The organism is Bacteroides luti, assembly GCF_900128905.1.
GTDB classification, from domain to species: domain Bacteria; phylum Bacteroidota; class Bacteroidia; order Bacteroidales; family Bacteroidaceae; genus Bacteroides; species Bacteroides luti.
Genome location: NZ_FQTV01000004.1, coordinates 36,333 through 52,333 on the forward strand (window position 1 = coordinate 36,333; position 16,001 = coordinate 52,333).

14 protein-coding genes and 2 pseudogenes are annotated in these 16,001 nt (G+C 35.7%); 10 read left to right on the plus strand and 6 right to left on the minus strand.

The genetic code is table 11. The features are described from left to right. Positions 1–3: 3 nt before the first annotated feature. The 5 genes and pseudogenes from BUC21_RS04560 to trxA form a co-directional block, all read right to left on the minus strand. Positions 4–1,818 (minus strand): L,D-transpeptidase family protein, encoded by a 1,815-nt coding sequence (locus BUC21_RS04560; RefSeq protein WP_073399689.1) that lies wholly within the window; start codon positions 1,816–1,818, stop codon positions 4–6. 147 nt (positions 1,819–1,965) lie between these two features. Beyond that, the gene (locus BUC21_RS04565) at positions 1,966–2,277 is read right to left on the minus strand and encodes a T9SS type A sorting domain-containing protein (RefSeq protein ID WP_073399691.1); all 312 of its coding nucleotides are present in this window, start codon (positions 2,275–2,277) and stop codon (positions 1,966–1,968) included. 76 nt (positions 2,278–2,353) lie between these two features. Beyond that, the gene (locus tag BUC21_RS04570; protein WP_073399692.1) at positions 2,354–3,268 is read right to left on the minus strand and encodes a ribonuclease Z; all 915 of its coding nucleotides are present in this window, start codon (positions 3,266–3,268) and stop codon (positions 2,354–2,356) included. A gap of 70 nt (positions 3,269–3,338) precedes the next feature. After that, positions 3,339–5,135 (minus strand): 30S ribosomal protein S1, encoded by a 1,797-nt coding sequence (gene rpsA, locus BUC21_RS04575; protein ID WP_073399694.1) that lies wholly within the window; start codon positions 5,133–5,135, stop codon positions 3,339–3,341. A gap of 174 nt (positions 5,136–5,309) precedes the next feature. Continuing rightward, positions 5,310–5,684, minus strand: a pseudogene (gene trxA / locus BUC21_RS04580) (thioredoxin); the annotation flags it as partial. Between the two features lie 329 nt (positions 5,685–6,013). Between trxA and BUC21_RS04585 the strand changes: the two are divergent. After that, positions 6,014–6,511 (plus strand): hypothetical protein, encoded by a 498-nt coding sequence (locus BUC21_RS04585; RefSeq protein ID WP_073400051.1) that lies wholly within the window; start codon positions 6,014–6,016, stop codon positions 6,509–6,511. A gap of 157 nt (positions 6,512–6,668) precedes the next feature. Here BUC21_RS04585 and msrA read toward each other — a convergent pair. Beyond that, a pseudogene (gene msrA / locus BUC21_RS04590) lies at positions 6,669–7,148 on the minus strand (peptide-methionine (S)-S-oxide reductase MsrA); the annotation flags it as partial. Between the two features lie 187 nt (positions 7,149–7,335). Here msrA and BUC21_RS04595 point away from each other — a divergent pair. The 9 genes from BUC21_RS04595 to BUC21_RS16400 all read left to right on the plus strand — a co-directional run bounded on the left by BUC21_RS04595 (position 7,336) and on the right by BUC21_RS16400 (position 15,892). Next, a complete protein-coding gene (locus BUC21_RS04595; protein ID WP_073399697.1) occupies positions 7,336–8,058 on the plus strand; it encodes an MBL fold metallo-hydrolase in 723 nt (240 codons plus the stop codon). Positions 8,059–8,092: 34 nt separating this feature from the next. Next, a complete protein-coding gene (locus BUC21_RS04600) occupies positions 8,093–8,470 on the plus strand; it encodes a VOC family protein (RefSeq protein WP_073399699.1) in 378 nt (125 codons plus the stop codon). A gap of 303 nt (positions 8,471–8,773) precedes the next feature. Beyond that, positions 8,774–9,979, plus strand: coding sequence for an ROK family transcriptional regulator (locus BUC21_RS04605; protein WP_073399702.1), 1,206 nt, complete (start codon positions 8,774–8,776; stop codon positions 9,977–9,979). 58 nt (positions 9,980–10,037) lie between these two features. Beyond that, positions 10,038–10,607 carry an L-threonylcarbamoyladenylate synthase gene (locus BUC21_RS04610; protein ID WP_073399704.1) on the plus strand — a complete coding sequence of 190 codons (570 nt, stop codon included), beginning with the start codon at positions 10,038–10,040 and terminating at the stop codon, positions 10,605–10,607. Between the two features lie 15 nt (positions 10,608–10,622). Then, a complete protein-coding gene (locus tag BUC21_RS04615) occupies positions 10,623–12,038 on the plus strand; it encodes a sugar transferase (protein WP_073399707.1) in 1,416 nt (471 codons plus the stop codon). A 9-nt stretch (positions 12,039–12,047) separates the two neighbouring features. Next, on the plus strand, positions 12,048–13,838 hold the full coding sequence (locus tag BUC21_RS04620) for a chloride channel protein (protein ID WP_073399709.1): 1,791 nt from the start codon (positions 12,048–12,050) through the stop codon (positions 13,836–13,838). A 56-nt stretch (positions 13,839–13,894) separates the two neighbouring features. Beyond that, positions 13,895–14,863 (plus strand): methionyl-tRNA formyltransferase, encoded by a 969-nt coding sequence (fmt, locus tag BUC21_RS04625; RefSeq protein WP_073399711.1) that lies wholly within the window; start codon positions 13,895–13,897, stop codon positions 14,861–14,863. Between the two features lie 186 nt (positions 14,864–15,049). Then, a complete protein-coding gene (locus tag BUC21_RS04630; protein WP_073399713.1) occupies positions 15,050–15,643 on the plus strand; it encodes an RNA polymerase sigma factor in 594 nt (197 codons plus the stop codon). 72 nt (positions 15,644–15,715) lie between these two features. Continuing rightward, entirely contained in the window at positions 15,716–15,892 is a 177-nt protein-coding gene (locus BUC21_RS16400) for a hypothetical protein (protein WP_175550478.1), read from the plus strand. The last annotated feature ends 109 nt before the right edge of the window (positions 15,893–16,001 follow it).

A 16,001-nucleotide genomic window follows, 5' to 3' on the forward strand; every position in this document is an offset into this window, starting at 1 on the left:
CTGTTATATTTTTCTTAGTTCCTTCAATAAAGGCCTGTCAAATTTATAAATATCATCGCAATAATTCAGTTTGCCATCTTTGGACATAACTATGGTATAATAATCTAAAAAAAGCGGAACTGCTTCCGGAAAGCTAAACGCTTTCATTGGTTTATATTCTGGCAATTCCAACAATTCCTTCCCTTGCTTTGTTTTAGGAGGAACATCAATCGCAATTCTTATTTTATCCATCACCTTTTCATCCTTTTTCTTTAAAAGGAAAAAAGCAAAATCGAGCGGCTTCTCAAGTCGCACGCAACCATGACTCAACGCTCTGTTTTCTTTCATAAAGGCCCAGCGCGAAGGTGTATCGTGCAGATAAACAGCAAAAGCATTTGGAAAACGAAATATAAGTCTTCCTAATGAGTTTCCCTCTCCTTTTTCCTGCTTAACACTAAATGGTATTACTTCGTTTTCGTAACTTGTCCATTTTACAGAAAGCGGATTAACTTCATTTCCTTCCGTATCGTAAACCTTCATCTGATGCTTTTCAAAATAAGCAGGATCTGCAAGAAATGATGGTATAATTTCTTTGCGGATAATTGATTGAGGTACATTCCAATAAGGATTCATCTGCATATAGACAATTTTACTTGCCAGAAGAGGAGTCTTATTTTCATAAGTTCCGCAACATACCTTCATTTCCAACAAAGAGTCAACTCGTTCATCCACAGCCTTCAGAGTAAAATTCGCAATATTCACTTCAACGTATTTAGACCCTTTACTCATTCTTTTCTGCCATCTTACCCGTTCCATATTCACTGCCAATATGTTTTTATAATAGCTTAATGGCCGGTTTAGCATTCCAATGGTATAACTACCAATAGTATTATTCACTGGCATATTATTACTTCTTCGGAATTCATTGACTGCATTCAACAAATCGGATGATAACGAAGAATAAATACTCTCTGCATGCTCAATCCGTGTCAGATATCCTAAATTCATAAGCCGCTCTGCAATCAAAGGCAGCACTTCATTAACATCTCCTTCTTTTAGTACCAACTTTCCAATATCCGGTATCTCTTTGAAAGAATTGCTTTTCTGAGCAGCCAACCTAACGTATTCCTTCTGTAAACGCAAATAAAAAGGATCTTTTGGCTGAACCGTCATCATAAAAGTATTCAAATCTCCTTTTACTGCATCTAAAGCATTATTCACAAATTTCCTGTTATATCTCTTCAAAGGAATAGAATAGTAAATCTTCATCTTTGGCGGAGCCAGCGAATCTCTTACTTCTCCCGGTTTAAGTTCTGCCTCATCAATATTATTTAGTACCCTGCCCGGACTAACAAAGCCATAACTCATTCCACATACATAACGAAGATATGCTGCAGATAAATCATACTCCAGTTCAGCAAGCAGCTTATTAATATTATCTGTTTTCTTAATTTCCAAAGAACGCAATTTCCTGAAATTTGCTTTAATTTTAGACACAGAAAACTTTTCAGGGTTTAATCCATGTACCCTGGAATTTTCAAGCCAATAGAGTAATTGTTCTATCCGTGTCCAATCTCCGTACGAAGTAAGCCATAAAGAAGAGCCCTCTTTTGCATAATAATGATATAATGCCGAATCTTTTGCAGAATGAACACTTCTCTCTACACAAAGTTTCAATAGTCTTTTATGCACTTTTTCTCCATCTATCACAAAACGTGGATCACTCATCTTTTGAAAATACGATAAGTTTAAGTAATCCAAAGAATCGGATTTATCAAGATTACAACCGCACATAATCAGCATAAAGAAAGATATAGCAAGAAACAGGCGTTTTGTCATACTTATTATTCGTTCATCTTTTTTAATTCATTACTTCAGACAAAGATATAGTTTTTGCGGAAATAAAAACGAAAAATAATGCATCTGTTAAAAAGATCACCCACAAAAGCAAAGCTGATGTGGGTGAATATAAGAAGATATAAAATTCTATTTTATGGCTACCTTTCGGGCTATATTCTCTATTTTGAGAATATACCAACCTTTAGGTAGATTTAGAGTAATTACCTTATCTACTGAATCTATTTTTATGGAAGCTACTTTCATTCCTAAAACATTATAAACTTCAAGAACAGATCCAGGCGTAGCATTTAGTACACGGACAGTATTGCCGATAACAGTTAAAGTAACAGAAGTCTGCTCATTATCAATGGGTAGAGATTTTCGTCCTTCCTGAGCATAAACAACAGGATAAGACAGAAAAGAGAAGATTATTAAAAAACACAGAATTATCCTCTTCATCTGTAAGCTTCATTTTACTTTATGAAACAAATGTAAACATTCCGATTTTCTTATACAAATATTATGGTTTAAACCTCTAAATATTTATATACAAACCTTCTTTAGCAAGCTGACATACCGGAAATATCTCTTTTGCTTCCTGCAAAAATATTAAATCATCCTCATATCGGGCAGAAAAATGTCCTAACAATAGTTTTTTAACATTAGCAGTAAGAGCAATCTGTGCAGCCTGTCGAGCAGTAGTGTGATAAGTTTCTTTTGCTCTGGGAAGTTCCGCCTGAGTAAAAGTGGCTTCATGAAACAAAAGATCGACACCTTGAATCTGATCTACTATCTTTTCAGTATAGATAGTATCAGAACAATATGCATATCTACGGGGAGGTGTTGCAGGAATAGTAAGGCGACTATTAGGAACAACTTCTCCTTCGGGAGTTATAAAATCCTCACCATTCTTTATACGATTCATCTGAGAAACTGGGACCTGATAAAAGTCAATCATGTCACGAATAATATGATTTCTTTCCGCTTTCTCCTCAAAAAGAAAGCCACAACAAGGAACACGATGCTTTAGAGGTATAGTAGTTACCGTTAACGAGCGGTCCTCGTAAATCAATTCTGGTTTTTTAGTACCAAAGGGGATTAATGTTACTTTATATGGAAGATGCTGACAAAAGTAATCAAGCACCGGATCGAGATATTTACTCATATCCTTATGCGCATGAATACAAAGCTCTGCTGTACGCCCCAGCATTCCAAATGTAGAGATAAGACCAGGCAATCCAAAACAATGATCACCATGAAGATGAGAGATAAAAATATGATTCAGACGTGAAAACTTTAGTTTAGATCTGCGAAATTGCATTTGCGTTCCTTCGCCGCAGTCTATCATAAAGAGCTTGTCTCTCAGGTTTACAACTTGAGAAGTAGGAAAATGACGCGTGGTAGGCAAAGCAGAGCCACATCCCAGAATATGTACATCAAATTTTTCCATACTACTTGTTTGAAACGAAAGGGGCTACCGAAAACGGCAACCCCTTCAGATTTTATTTATAACTAATTAATTAGTCTTTATCAGCTTCCATTTGTTCCTTCAATGCAGCTAATGCATCGATATCACCTAATGTAGTAGAAGCAGCCTGGTTTGTTATTGCAGGAGCAGCTTCTTCTTTCTTGCTAGTAGTTTTCTTTGAAGCAGCTTTCTTTTCTGCTTTCTCTTCTGCCTTAGCAGCATCTTCGAAAATACGGCTGTGAGAAAGAATGATTCTCTTAGCATCTTTATTGAATTCGATTACTTTGAACTCTAGTTTTTCGTCTAACTGAGCTTGTGAACCGTCTTCTTTTACAAGATGTTTTGGAGTAGCGAAACCTTCAACACCATAAGGAAGAGCAACTACAGAACCTTTATCAAGCATTTCGATAATAGTTCCTTCGTGTACTGAACCTACTGTGAATACAGTTTCGAATACATCCCAAGGATTTTCTTCCAATTGTTTGTGGCCTAAGCTCAAACGACGGTTTTCTTTGTCGATTTCAAGAACTTGAACGTCGATATCTGCACCAATTGAAGTGAATTCAGATGGGTGTTTAACTTTCTTAGTCCAAGAAAGATCAGAAATATGGATCAATCCATCAACACCTTCTTCGATTTCTACAAATACACCGAAGTTAGTGAAGTTACGAACTTTAGCAACATGTTTGCTACCTACAGGATATTTATCTGCGATAGTTTCCCATGGATCTTGTTTCAATTGTTTGATACCCAAAGACATCTTACGTTCGTCACGGTCAAGTGTAAGAACAACAGCTTCAACTGTATCACCTACCTTCATAAAGTCTTGAGCGCTACGTAAGTGTTGAGACCAAGACATTTCAGAAACGTGAATCAAACCTTCAACGCCTGGAGCGATTTCGATAAATGCACCGTAATCAGCCATAACAACTACCTTACCTTCTACCTTGTCACCAACTTTCAGTTCAGCTGAAAGAGCATCCCATGGATGAGGAGTAAGTTGTTTCAAACCAAGAGCGATACGTTTCTTTTCGTTATCAAAGTCAAGGATAACAACGTTAAGTTTCTGATCCAATTCAACAACTTCTTTAGGATCGCTAACACGTCCCCAAGAAAGGTCTGTAATGTGGATCAAACCGTCTACGCCACCCAAGTCAATGAATACACCGTAAGATGTGATATTCTTAACAGTTCCTTCCAGAACTTGTCCTTTTTCAAGTTTACCGATAATTTCTTTCTTCTGTTGTTCAAGTTCAGCTTCGATAAGAGCTTTGTGAGAAACAACAACGTTTTTGAATTCCTGGTTGATTTTAACAACTTTGAATTCCATAGTTTTTCCAACGAATACATCGTAGTCGCGGATAGGCTTAACGTCAATCTGAGAACCTGGCAAGAATGCTTCGATTCCAAATACGTCAACAATCATACCACCCTTAGTGCGGCACTTGATAAAGCCCTTAACAATTTCTTCAGACTCAAGAGCTGCATTAACACGATCCCATGAACGAGCAGCACGAGCTTTTTTGTGTGAAAGGATTAACTGACCTTTCTTGTCTTCCTGATTTTCGATGTAAACTTCTACTTTATCACCGATTGTTAATTCAGGATTGTAACGGAATTCATTCAAAGGAATGATACCATCTGATTTGTAACCAATGTTAACAACAACTTCACGTTTGTTCATTGAGATTACAGTTCCGTCAACTACCTCGCGGTCGCTAACTTTGTTAAGCGTACTATCGTAAGCTTTTTCTAGTTCTTCTTGGCTAACACCAACAAAGGTTTCACCGTTTTCATACGCATCCCAGTTGAAATCTTCAACAGGAGCAACGTTCTTTAAATTTTCCATTAATAATTTTGTTTAAATACCTTTAATTAAGTAAGACATTATAATTGACTATATAAATCCGGCGCAAAGATAAATGTTTTCTCGTAAACAAAAAAAGAATTCAGAGATTATTTCTCATATTCCTTATCCATAATTCATTCATTATCATGGATAAATAGAATCTCCATTCAAAAATCAGTTTTCCATTTTCAGAAGAACTTTTTCTATAGCATCTTTAAAAGCTGATTTTGGCATTGCTCCCTGTGCCATCTGAGGAGAACCATACATAGGCACAAATAATAAAGAAGGTATACTACGAATTCCAAATACAGAAGCAAGCTCTTCCTCTTCTTCTGTATTTACTTTATATATATAGATCTTTCCCGCATATTCCACTGCCAGTTCTTCAAGAATTGGAGCTATAACCTTACACGGACCACACCATGAAGCATAAAAGTCAATTATAGCAGGTTTATCACCAAGATATTTCCATTCATCAGGACTTTCATTATAATCAGCCACTCTGGCTAGAAATTCATCTTTTGTTAAAGGTATTGTTTTCATTTGGTTTCATTTTTTGGATATTCAAATTCTTTTCATTTAAATCTTACTCACACACTACTGAAGAAAAACGCAACTAAAGAAACAATAAAGTAAAACAATATTTTCATCGCAAAAACAACTATTCACATTGATTATCAACACTCTACAAACAAAAAAAGAAGCTATTTAATTTAATAACAACTAATATCTAAGTTTAGTTTTCCTTTATAAATTAAAAATTGGAAATAAAATAATTTAATAAAAATTTTAATGTTTAGATTATTCTCCATTCATTTGTAAAATATATATTATATAAATAAGAGTTTATATTGGATAATTTAAAATCTATTAAACAAATGAAAAATCTCACTAAATCACTATTCGTTGCAGCATTTATATGCCTCTTCTCCAGTTGTGCTTCAATCGTAAGTAAAAGTAACTGGCCATTAACAGTAAATACAAATCCTAATGGAGTAAAGGTAGAAGTTACAGACAAAAGAGGAGCAACTGTTTTCGAAGGCCTGTCTCCTACAACAATCTATCTAAAATCAGGAAGTGGCTTCTTCAGCAGTCAGTCTTACTTACTTAAACTAACAATGGAGGGTTACGAAACAAAATCTATTCCTGTTAAATGCAATCTTAACGGATGGTATTTCGGCAACATTATTTTTGGAGGTCTTATCGGCATTCTTATAGTTGACCCTGCAACCGGCGCTATGTACAAATTAGAAAAAGAAATTGTGAACGAAACATTGGAAAAGAAAGATGGTCAGACACAAGCTTCACTGGAAATAAAAGACATCAAAGACATTCCAGCGTCAATGATTCAGCATTTAGTAAAGATTACTCAATAGTCTACAACGAAACAAAGGAGAGGATTCTGTTATTCAGAACAAATCCTCTCCTTCTTTTTTACTATTTATCACTAGTGTAAAACTCTTCATCAACGCCATTAGCGTCCAAAAGCCTGGATAAAAGAATTGAAAACACTTCTTTATCTTAAAAATAAAATCAGAATCTTTTTGTATAAATGTGGCAATACGGCTCAGTACCTCTAAGCTCATAATGATTCTGATGATACTCCTCGGCTCTCCAGAAAGTAGTAGCAGGAGTAACCTTTGTTACAACATGATAACCCTTTTCTGTAAGAACGCCTATTAATTTTTCAGCTATTTCTTTCTGTTCAGGAGTTGTATAAAATATCTCAGAACGATATTGATCGCCAAGATCAGGCCCCTGACCATCTTCTTGTTCAGGGTCATGGATTTCGAAAAACAATTTTGCTAATTCTTCATAAGAAGATTTAGAGGGATCAAATACTATTCGAACAGCTTCAGCATGACCTGTATCATGACGACAAACCTCTTCATATGAAGGATTTTCTTTTTTTCCACCGATATATCCAGATTCAACAATAAGAGTTCCGGGAGCAGTTTTCATTAAATGTTCGACACCCCAAAAACATCCACCAGCAAATATCGCAACTTCAGTTCGTCCATCCAAAGCTGCATTTTTATCATTTATTTCCATATTACTTTTTTTTATTTTTACCGTAGCAAATATACTTCATTATTATTAAAAACATTCAAAAGAAATATTAATAAGCAACCAAACCTTAACCATATTTTATATCTTTGTTTTGCATTTAATTCATCTATATAAACTAAAAGACTCCAAAATGAAGATAACCTATATTTATCATAGCTGTTTTGCATTAGAGTTCAATGAGTTCAACGTTATAATAGATTATTACGAGGATACATCCAAGTCTCAGGAGAATGGCTATATACACTCATATTTACTTCGTCAACCGCAAAAACTCTATGTTCTGTCGTCACATTCTCACGCAGATCATTTCAATCCTGAAGTTCTCAGCTGGAAGTTACAAAAAAGCAATATCCAGTACATCTTTTCGAAGGATATTCTTGATGCCGGATTAGCTAATAAAGAAGACGCGTTATATCTTGACAAGCTAGATAGTTTTAAAGATGACTGTCTTAATATTAAAGCTTATGGCTCCACTGATATTGGCATTTCTTTCCTGATTCAAACTTCAGAAAAGGAAATCTTTCACGCAGGCGATTTAAACAATTGGCATTGGAACGAAGAATGCCCACTTGAAGAATCACAAGAATATGAGAATAATTACCTGAAGGAGCTTGAGTTATTAGCGAAAGACTCAGATCATTTAGATATTGCTTTTTTCCCCATTGATCCTCGCTTAGGAAAGGATTATATGAAAGGAGCTGAACAATTTATCAACCGTATTCCAACTGATATTTTAGCTCCCATGCATTTTGATAATGCCTATCATAAAATTGCAGCATTTGCTCCATACGCAGAAACAAAAAAATGCAAAGTCATGAAATGGACATCAAAAGGTGAAAGTTTTGTATTATAGATTCACAAGAATAGAAACTAATTTAATTAAGGATATGGAAATAAAAAGCAGATTCGATCATTTCAATTTCAATGTACTCAATCTTGAGAAAAGTATTGAGTTTTATGCAAAAGCACTTGGATTAATAGAAGCCAAACGTAAAGTTGCCAGTGATGGTTCGTTTATTTTAGTATATCTAACAGACGAAACAACAAATTTTAGTTTGGAATTAACCTGGTTAAGAGATCGCAAAGAACCTTACAATTTAGGTGACAACGAAATTCATCTCTGCATGCGTGTTCCCGGAGATTACGATAAAGTTAGAGAATTCCACAAAGAAATGGGGTGTGTTTGTTACGAAAATACCGATATGGGATTATATTTTATAAATGATCCTGATGGTTATTGGATTGAAATTCTTCCTTTAAAGTAATACTTACCCACAATATACATCTGTAAGTCTATAATTTATCAAGACTTACAGATGCTATTCTTACATTTTCTAAAAAAAATCCGTCATAGTTTACCCTACACAACACCACTAAGGCACTTATATTATTAATAATAAGCTTATCTATAAATTTAAATAATAACAATTTAATCTACCTTTAGCTAGAATTAGTAAATATTTAAATAAAAAACCATACATATAATAAAAAAATAAGTATCTTTGTTGAATAAGAAATAAAATATAAATAGAAAGATTCACACTTTTATATCCGAAATACATTTAAATATGAACAAGAACTTTTTGGCCGAGTTAGAAAAAGGTAGCAAGAATGCCCTTATCAAAAAGAAAATTATAAATTACTACATATCTCATGGAAATTCTACCATCACAGATCTCTCTAAAGAAGTTGATCTAAGTGTGCCTACTGTTACTAAGTTTATTAGTGAAATGTGCGAAGAAGGATTCATCAATGATTACGGAAAACTAGAAACCAGCGGTGGACGTCATCCGAACTTATATGGATTGAATCCTAAATCAGGATACTTTATCGGGGTTGATATCAATCTATACGATATTAATATTGGCCTGATTAATTTCAAAGGTGATATAGTAGAATTAAAAATGAACATTCCCTATTCTTTTGAAAACACTATAGAATCACTTAACAATCTTTGTCTGTTAGTTCTGAATTTCATTAAAAAACTATCAATTGAAAAAGATAAGATTCTTAATATCAACGTAAATATTTCGGGACGAGTTAATCCTGAGTCCGGATATAGCTATAGCATGTTTTATTTCGAAGAACGCCCCTTGGCTGAAATCCTTTCAGAAAAACTTTCATACAGAGTAACTATTGACAATGATACTCGCGCCATGACTTATGGTGAATATATGGTTGGTGGAGTAACCAATGAAAAAAATATTATTTTCGTAAACATCAGCTGGGGCCTCGGTATTGGAATTATAATTGATGGAAAGGTATACACAGGTAAATCCGGTTTCTCTGGAGAATTTGGACATATCAGCACATACGATAACGAAATTATATGCCATTGTGGTAAAAAAGGTTGCCTGGAAACAGAAGCATCCGGTTCTGCTATGCACAGAATGTTAATAGAGAGAGTAAAAGGAGGTGCCAGTTCTATTTTATCAGAGAAGGTATTAAATAACAAAACCGTAACTCTGGACGACATTCTCGATGCTGTAAGAAAAGAAGATATACTTTGCATCGATATAGTAGAAGAAGTTGGCCAAAAACTAGGAAAACAAATTGCAGGTTTAATTAATATATTTAATCCGGAAATGGTTATTATTGGTGGAACAGTATCTATTACAGGTGATTATATTACACAGCCTATCAAAACTGCGATCCGCAAATATTCTCTTAATCTTGTCAATAAAGATTCTACAATTATCACTTCCAAGCTCAAAGAAAAAGCAGGCATTATTGGAGCGTGTATGATAGCACGTAGCCGAATGTTCGAGAACTAAATATTTTGATTCCAAAAATGTATTATGTATTTTTGCAGCAATTATACATTAATACATTATGGAATTTACAGAAGATATTAAGGAAGCGTGCCGCACAATGAATGAAGGTGGGGTTATTCTTTACCCCACAGATACTATCTGGGGAATTGGATGTGACGCAACCAATCCTGAAGCTGTTCACAAAGTTTACGAAATTAAAAAGCGTATTGACAGTAAGGCACTTATTGTATTGGTAGATTCGTCCGTAAAAGTCGATTTTTACGTAAGTGATGTTCCCCAAGTGGCATGGGATTTAATTGAATTGGCAGACAAGCCTCTAACCATAATTTATGATGGAGCCAGGAACATGGCCACGAATTTATTGGCAGAAGATGGAAGTGTAGGCATTCGTGTAACAAATGAACAATTCTCACGCCAGTTATGTCAACGATTCCGCAAAGCAATTGTTTCTACTTCAGCAAATATCAGCGGACAACCATCTCCCGCAAATTTTAGCGAAATAAGCGAAGAGATAAAATCAGCGGTAGACTATATTGTTAAGTTTAAACAGGATGATCTTTCTCCTGCAAAACCATCCAGTATTATTAAGTTAGGAAAAGGAGGAGTCATAAAGGTGATTCGGGAATAATAAGGGAACATATTAATGAAAGTAAGTCAAAGGAAACAGCTCATTAAATATCTTCTTGGAGATTATATTGCAGCAAATGTGATCTGGTTTCTTGCGAATATTTACCGATATTACAATATAGCCTCTTCACTAGGATTTGATGATTTTGCTTCTTATCAGTTCTCTGGAAAGGTATTAACCGGACAGATTATTATACCTTTCTTTTGGTTATTGCTTTACTATTTATCGGGATATTATAATTCTCCGATAAGAAAGTCCAGATTATTGGAACTCAATAAGACACTTGTATCTGTCGAAATAGGCGTATTAATCGTATTTTTCGTGATATTGGTTGACGACTTGCCTAGGGATTATCACGTCTATTATCAATTACTGGCAATCCTTTTCTTCGGACAATTTATCCTCACTTATAGCATAAGAGCATTAATAACCCAGAAACTAACAACCCAAATACACAACAGAATAATTGGATTCAATACGATTATAATAGGTGCCGGAGAACAAGCTCTTAAATTATTTCAGGAGCTTAATTCTCAACCAAAATCTATTGGTTATAAAATAGTTGGATTTATAAGTCTTAAAGAAGAACCTTGTCTTATCAAAGATCTGCCTGTTGAAAGACTTGAAAATATTGAAGAGTTTATTCAGAGAGAAGATGTAGAAGAGATAATAGTTGCGCCCGACTCCACTGATGAGAAAGCATTCTTTGAATTGCTAAACGGCCTTTATAGATTTAATTTACCAATCAAGGTTATTGCCGGAGAAAAGAATGTACTTTCGCGAAGTGTAAAGATGTCATCCATTTATGCTACTCCGATGGTTGAAATAACCCGGGATAACATGTCTGAAGGGGCAAAAAACATAAAAAACATTTTCGACAAAATAATATCAGTACTTGCCTTATTCTTTTTTTCTCCTTTATTTGCATGGATAGCATGGAAAATAAAAAAGAATTCACCGGGAGATGCTTTTTATAAGCAGGAAAGACTTGGTTACAGAGGCAAACCGTTTACAATGTATAAGTTCAGAACCATGAAGATGGATGCTGAAAAAGAAATTCCGCTATTATCAGATCTAAATGATGATAGAATAACTGAGTTCGGAAAGATATTGCGAAAATATCGTTTAGATGAATTACCGCAGTTTTGGAATGTACTGAAGGGCGAAATGTCATTGGTAGGTCCACGGCCCGAAAGGAAATTTTTCGTAGATCAGATTGTTTGCAAAGCGCCTTATTATTACCAAACATTATCGGTAAAACCAGGCATCACATCCTGGGGGATGGTAAAATATGGATATGCAAATACAGTAAACAAGATGATTGAACGTTTACAATACGATTTAATATATCTGGAGAACAGATCATTAACCATAGACATAAAGATATTAATATATACGATTAGAACAATACTTACCGGAAAAGGTATGTAATATAAAGATATGAAAACCGAAAAAATAAGTTTATTTCAGCAGTTTATATTTTGGCGTGAAAAGAATATAAAGGAAAAACACTTTATACTTATTCTCAGCTTCATAGTAGGAGTTTGTACAGCCAGTGCTGCAATAATTCTAAAAAGTCTGATTCATTTGATTCAAAACTTTCTGACCGACAATTTTAATGCAACAGGAGCTAACTACCTTTACTTAGTTTACCCGGTTGCAGGTATTTTGTTGGCCGGACTATTTGTACGTAATATTGTGAAAGACGATATTAGTCATGGTGTTACAAAGATTCTCTATTCTATTTCGCGCAGACAAGGAAGAATAAGGCGCCACAATATATGGTCTTCCACTATAGCCAGTGCTATCACCATCGGATGTGGTGGATCTGTAGGAGCCGAAGCTCCGATAGTTCTTACCGGCTCAGCCATTGGTTCCAATCTGGGAAGCGTATTCAGAATGGAACACAAAACACTGATGTTACTCATCGGTTGTGGTGCAGCGGGAGCTGTTGCGGGAATCTTCAAAGCCCCAATTGCAGGAGTAGTATTTACACTTGAAGTTTTGATGATCGACCTTACAATGGCTTCGCTTCTTCCCCTACTGATTACTTCCGTTACAGCCGCTACGGTATCATATATTTTTATGGGAACAGAGGCTATGTTTAAATTCAATCTCGATCAGGCTTTTGACATGAAGCGCATTCCTTATGTTATATTTTTGGGAATATTCTGTGGACTGGTATCGCTTTACTTTACGCGAGCTTCAAATTTCATAGAGACTATTTTCGGAAAATTACAAGGACCATACAAAAAACTTGCACTTGGCGGAGTTATGCTGAGTATCCTAATCTTCCTTTTCCCTCCTCTTTACGGTGAAGGATACGATACTATCAACCTGCTGCTTAAGGGAGCAGCCTCTGGAGAATGGCATACAGTAATGAACAATTCTCTTTTTTACGGAAACAATAATCTGCTATTAGTCTATTTATTCCTCATCATTGTATTTAAAGTTTTTGCATCGACAGCAACCAACGGAGGCGGTGGTTGTGGTGGTATCTTTGCTCCAAGTTTATTCCTGGGATGTATTGCCGGATTTGTATTTTCTCATCTATCAAACGAACTGGGATTTTTCATTGATTTACCTGAAAAGAACTTCGCTTTAATGGGAATGGCCGGAGTAATGGCTGGTGTAATGCATGCCCCTTTGCTGGGAATATTCCTTATTGCCGAGCTAACCGGAGGATACGACCTGTTTCTACCTTTAATGATCTGCTCTGTGAGTTCTTATCTTACTATAATTATCTTTGAACCTCACAGTCTTTACTCTATGCGTCTTGCCAAAAAGGGGCAACTCATTACTCACCATAAAGACAAAGCGGTACTAACGTTAATGAAGATGGAGAATGTTATTGAAAACGATTTTCAGCAAGTATCACCGGAAACCGACTTGGGAGAACTGGTTAAAGTAATCTCTCAGGCAAAAAGAAATTTATTCCCGGTTGTGGATAGACACGGGAAACTGCAAGGAGTTGTTTTACTTGATAATATACGTAATATTATGTTCAGACAGGAACTTTATCATCGGTATACTGCAAGTAAACTAATGAGTTCTGTTCCTGCCAAACTGTTTATTGATGATTCCATGGAACGAGTAATGCATACTTTCGATGATACACAAGCCTGGAATCTTCCGGTTGTTGATGAAAAAGGAACATATATCGGCTTTGTCTCTAAATCGAAGATATTAAGTACATACAGACAACTTCTGGTTCACTTCTCCGAAGATTAAACCAGTGATAACTAGTGAGAAGAGACTATAAATCACACAATTAAAATCAAAGATTAATGGAAAAGAAAGACCTGAGAATAGTATATATGGGAACTCCCGACTTTGCTGTGGAGTCTCTTAAATGCCTTGTAGAAGGTGGATATAATGTAGTAGGTGTAATAACAATGCCCGATAAACCTGCAGGAAGAGGACATAAGCTGCAGTTTTCGCCCGTAAAGCAATATGCTTTAGAGCAAAATCTGCCTTTACTTCAACCAGAACGGTTAAAAGATGAAGAATTTGTTGAAGCATTAAGAGCATGGAAAGCAGATCTGCAAATTGTAGTAGCCTTCCGCATGTTACCGGAGGTTGTATGGGCAATGCCGCGCTTCGGTACATTTAATCTGCACGCCTCACTCCTTCCGCAATACCGCGGAGCTGCTCCTATCAATTGGGCTGTGATTAACGGAGATACGGAAACAGGAATTACCACATTCTTCCTTCAGCATGAAATAGATACCGGAAACGTTATTCAGCAAGTGCACATTCCAATAGCTGACACTGATAACGTGGAAGTGGTTCACGATAAACTAATGGTACTCGGCGGAAAACTGGTAATTGAAACAGTTGATGCTATTCTTGAGAATCGGGTAAAACCTATTCCACAGGAAGAAATGGCTCAACCGGAAGAGTTACGCCCGGCACCTAAAATCTTTAAAGAGACTTGCCGTATTAACTGGTCGGGAAATGTAAAGCAGATATATGACTTTATCCGCGGACTGTCTCCTTATCCGGCTGCATGGACAGAACTTCACAACGGACAAGAGTCGCCTATTACACTAAAAGTGTTTGAGACAGAAAAAGTGGAGAAAGCTCACTCGGATGTTCCGGGAACCATTAAAACAGATGGCAAAACTTATCTCCACGTTGCTGCAGGGAATGGATATCTGTCAATAAAATCTCTTCAGCTAGCCGGAAAGAAACGACTTGGCATAGACGAATTTCTTCGCGGATTTAAAGTTCTGGATGGAATGAAGCTTCTTTAAACCCAATTATTACTCCGCATACAGATATACAAAAGTGCGTTAATGGAAAGAACATTAACGCACTTTTGGTTGTTTTTATTTTGTTGTTAGCGAAATAATATGTTTATTTGTATCAATTAACACTCATATCAACTAAAAACCATAGCCTATCGATTAAACATTACTCTAATCCTAAATTAAGACGTAATGAAAAATTTGAAGAAGATGACCGATGAAGAATTGGTAATCTTATATTCAAAAGGAGAAAATCAAGCCTTTGATACACTCCTTAATCGATATCAGAATAGGTTATATTCCTATATTTACTTCATTGTAAAAAGCACAGAACTGGCGGAAGACATCTTTCAGGAGACTTTCGTGAAGGCTATTATGACCATTAAACAAGGACGATACACGGAGAATGGAAAATTCCCCGCATGGCTTACACGTATAGCTCATAACCTGATTATTGACAATTACCGTCAGGAACGGAATGAGAATGTAATTTCGAACGATGACAGCGAAATTGATCTGCTGAATAACATGAAACTCTCTGAAGGAACCATTGAGATGGAAATTATTAATGAACAGATTCATGATGATGTGCGCCACCTCGTAAAGCAACTTCCGGATAATCAGCGGGAAGTGGTTTACATGCGCTTTTATCAAGATTTGAGTTTCAAAGAAATTGCAGATATTACAGGAGTTAGTATAAATACTGCTCTTGGAAGAATGCGTTACGCTATCCTTAACCTTCGCCGTATGGCGGAAGAGAAAGAAATGATTCTCACCCTCGATTAAAATATTTATCTCATAAGCATACTAAAGTTTTGTTTCCTACGTTTTTATAGAAAACAAAACAAAAGTATGCCTATGAAATATAACATTACTCAACCAACCAATCAGCAGAAAAAAGATAAACGGAATAACAAGGTTAAAGGCGAGTTAAAGCCCAGCTTACAGACACTAACATTCTTAAAAATGTTTGCCCGCAATTATCACGTTGAGCCATCAATGCCCGACGGTCTGCAAGGAATCATTCTTGGATGAAACACTAAATCTTTTTTGTATCCTGTACAAAAGGATAGAATCTTTTGTACAGAATCTTATTTTGTTTTATACAGAAGAGTTCATTCTTTTGTACAGGATTTCATTTACC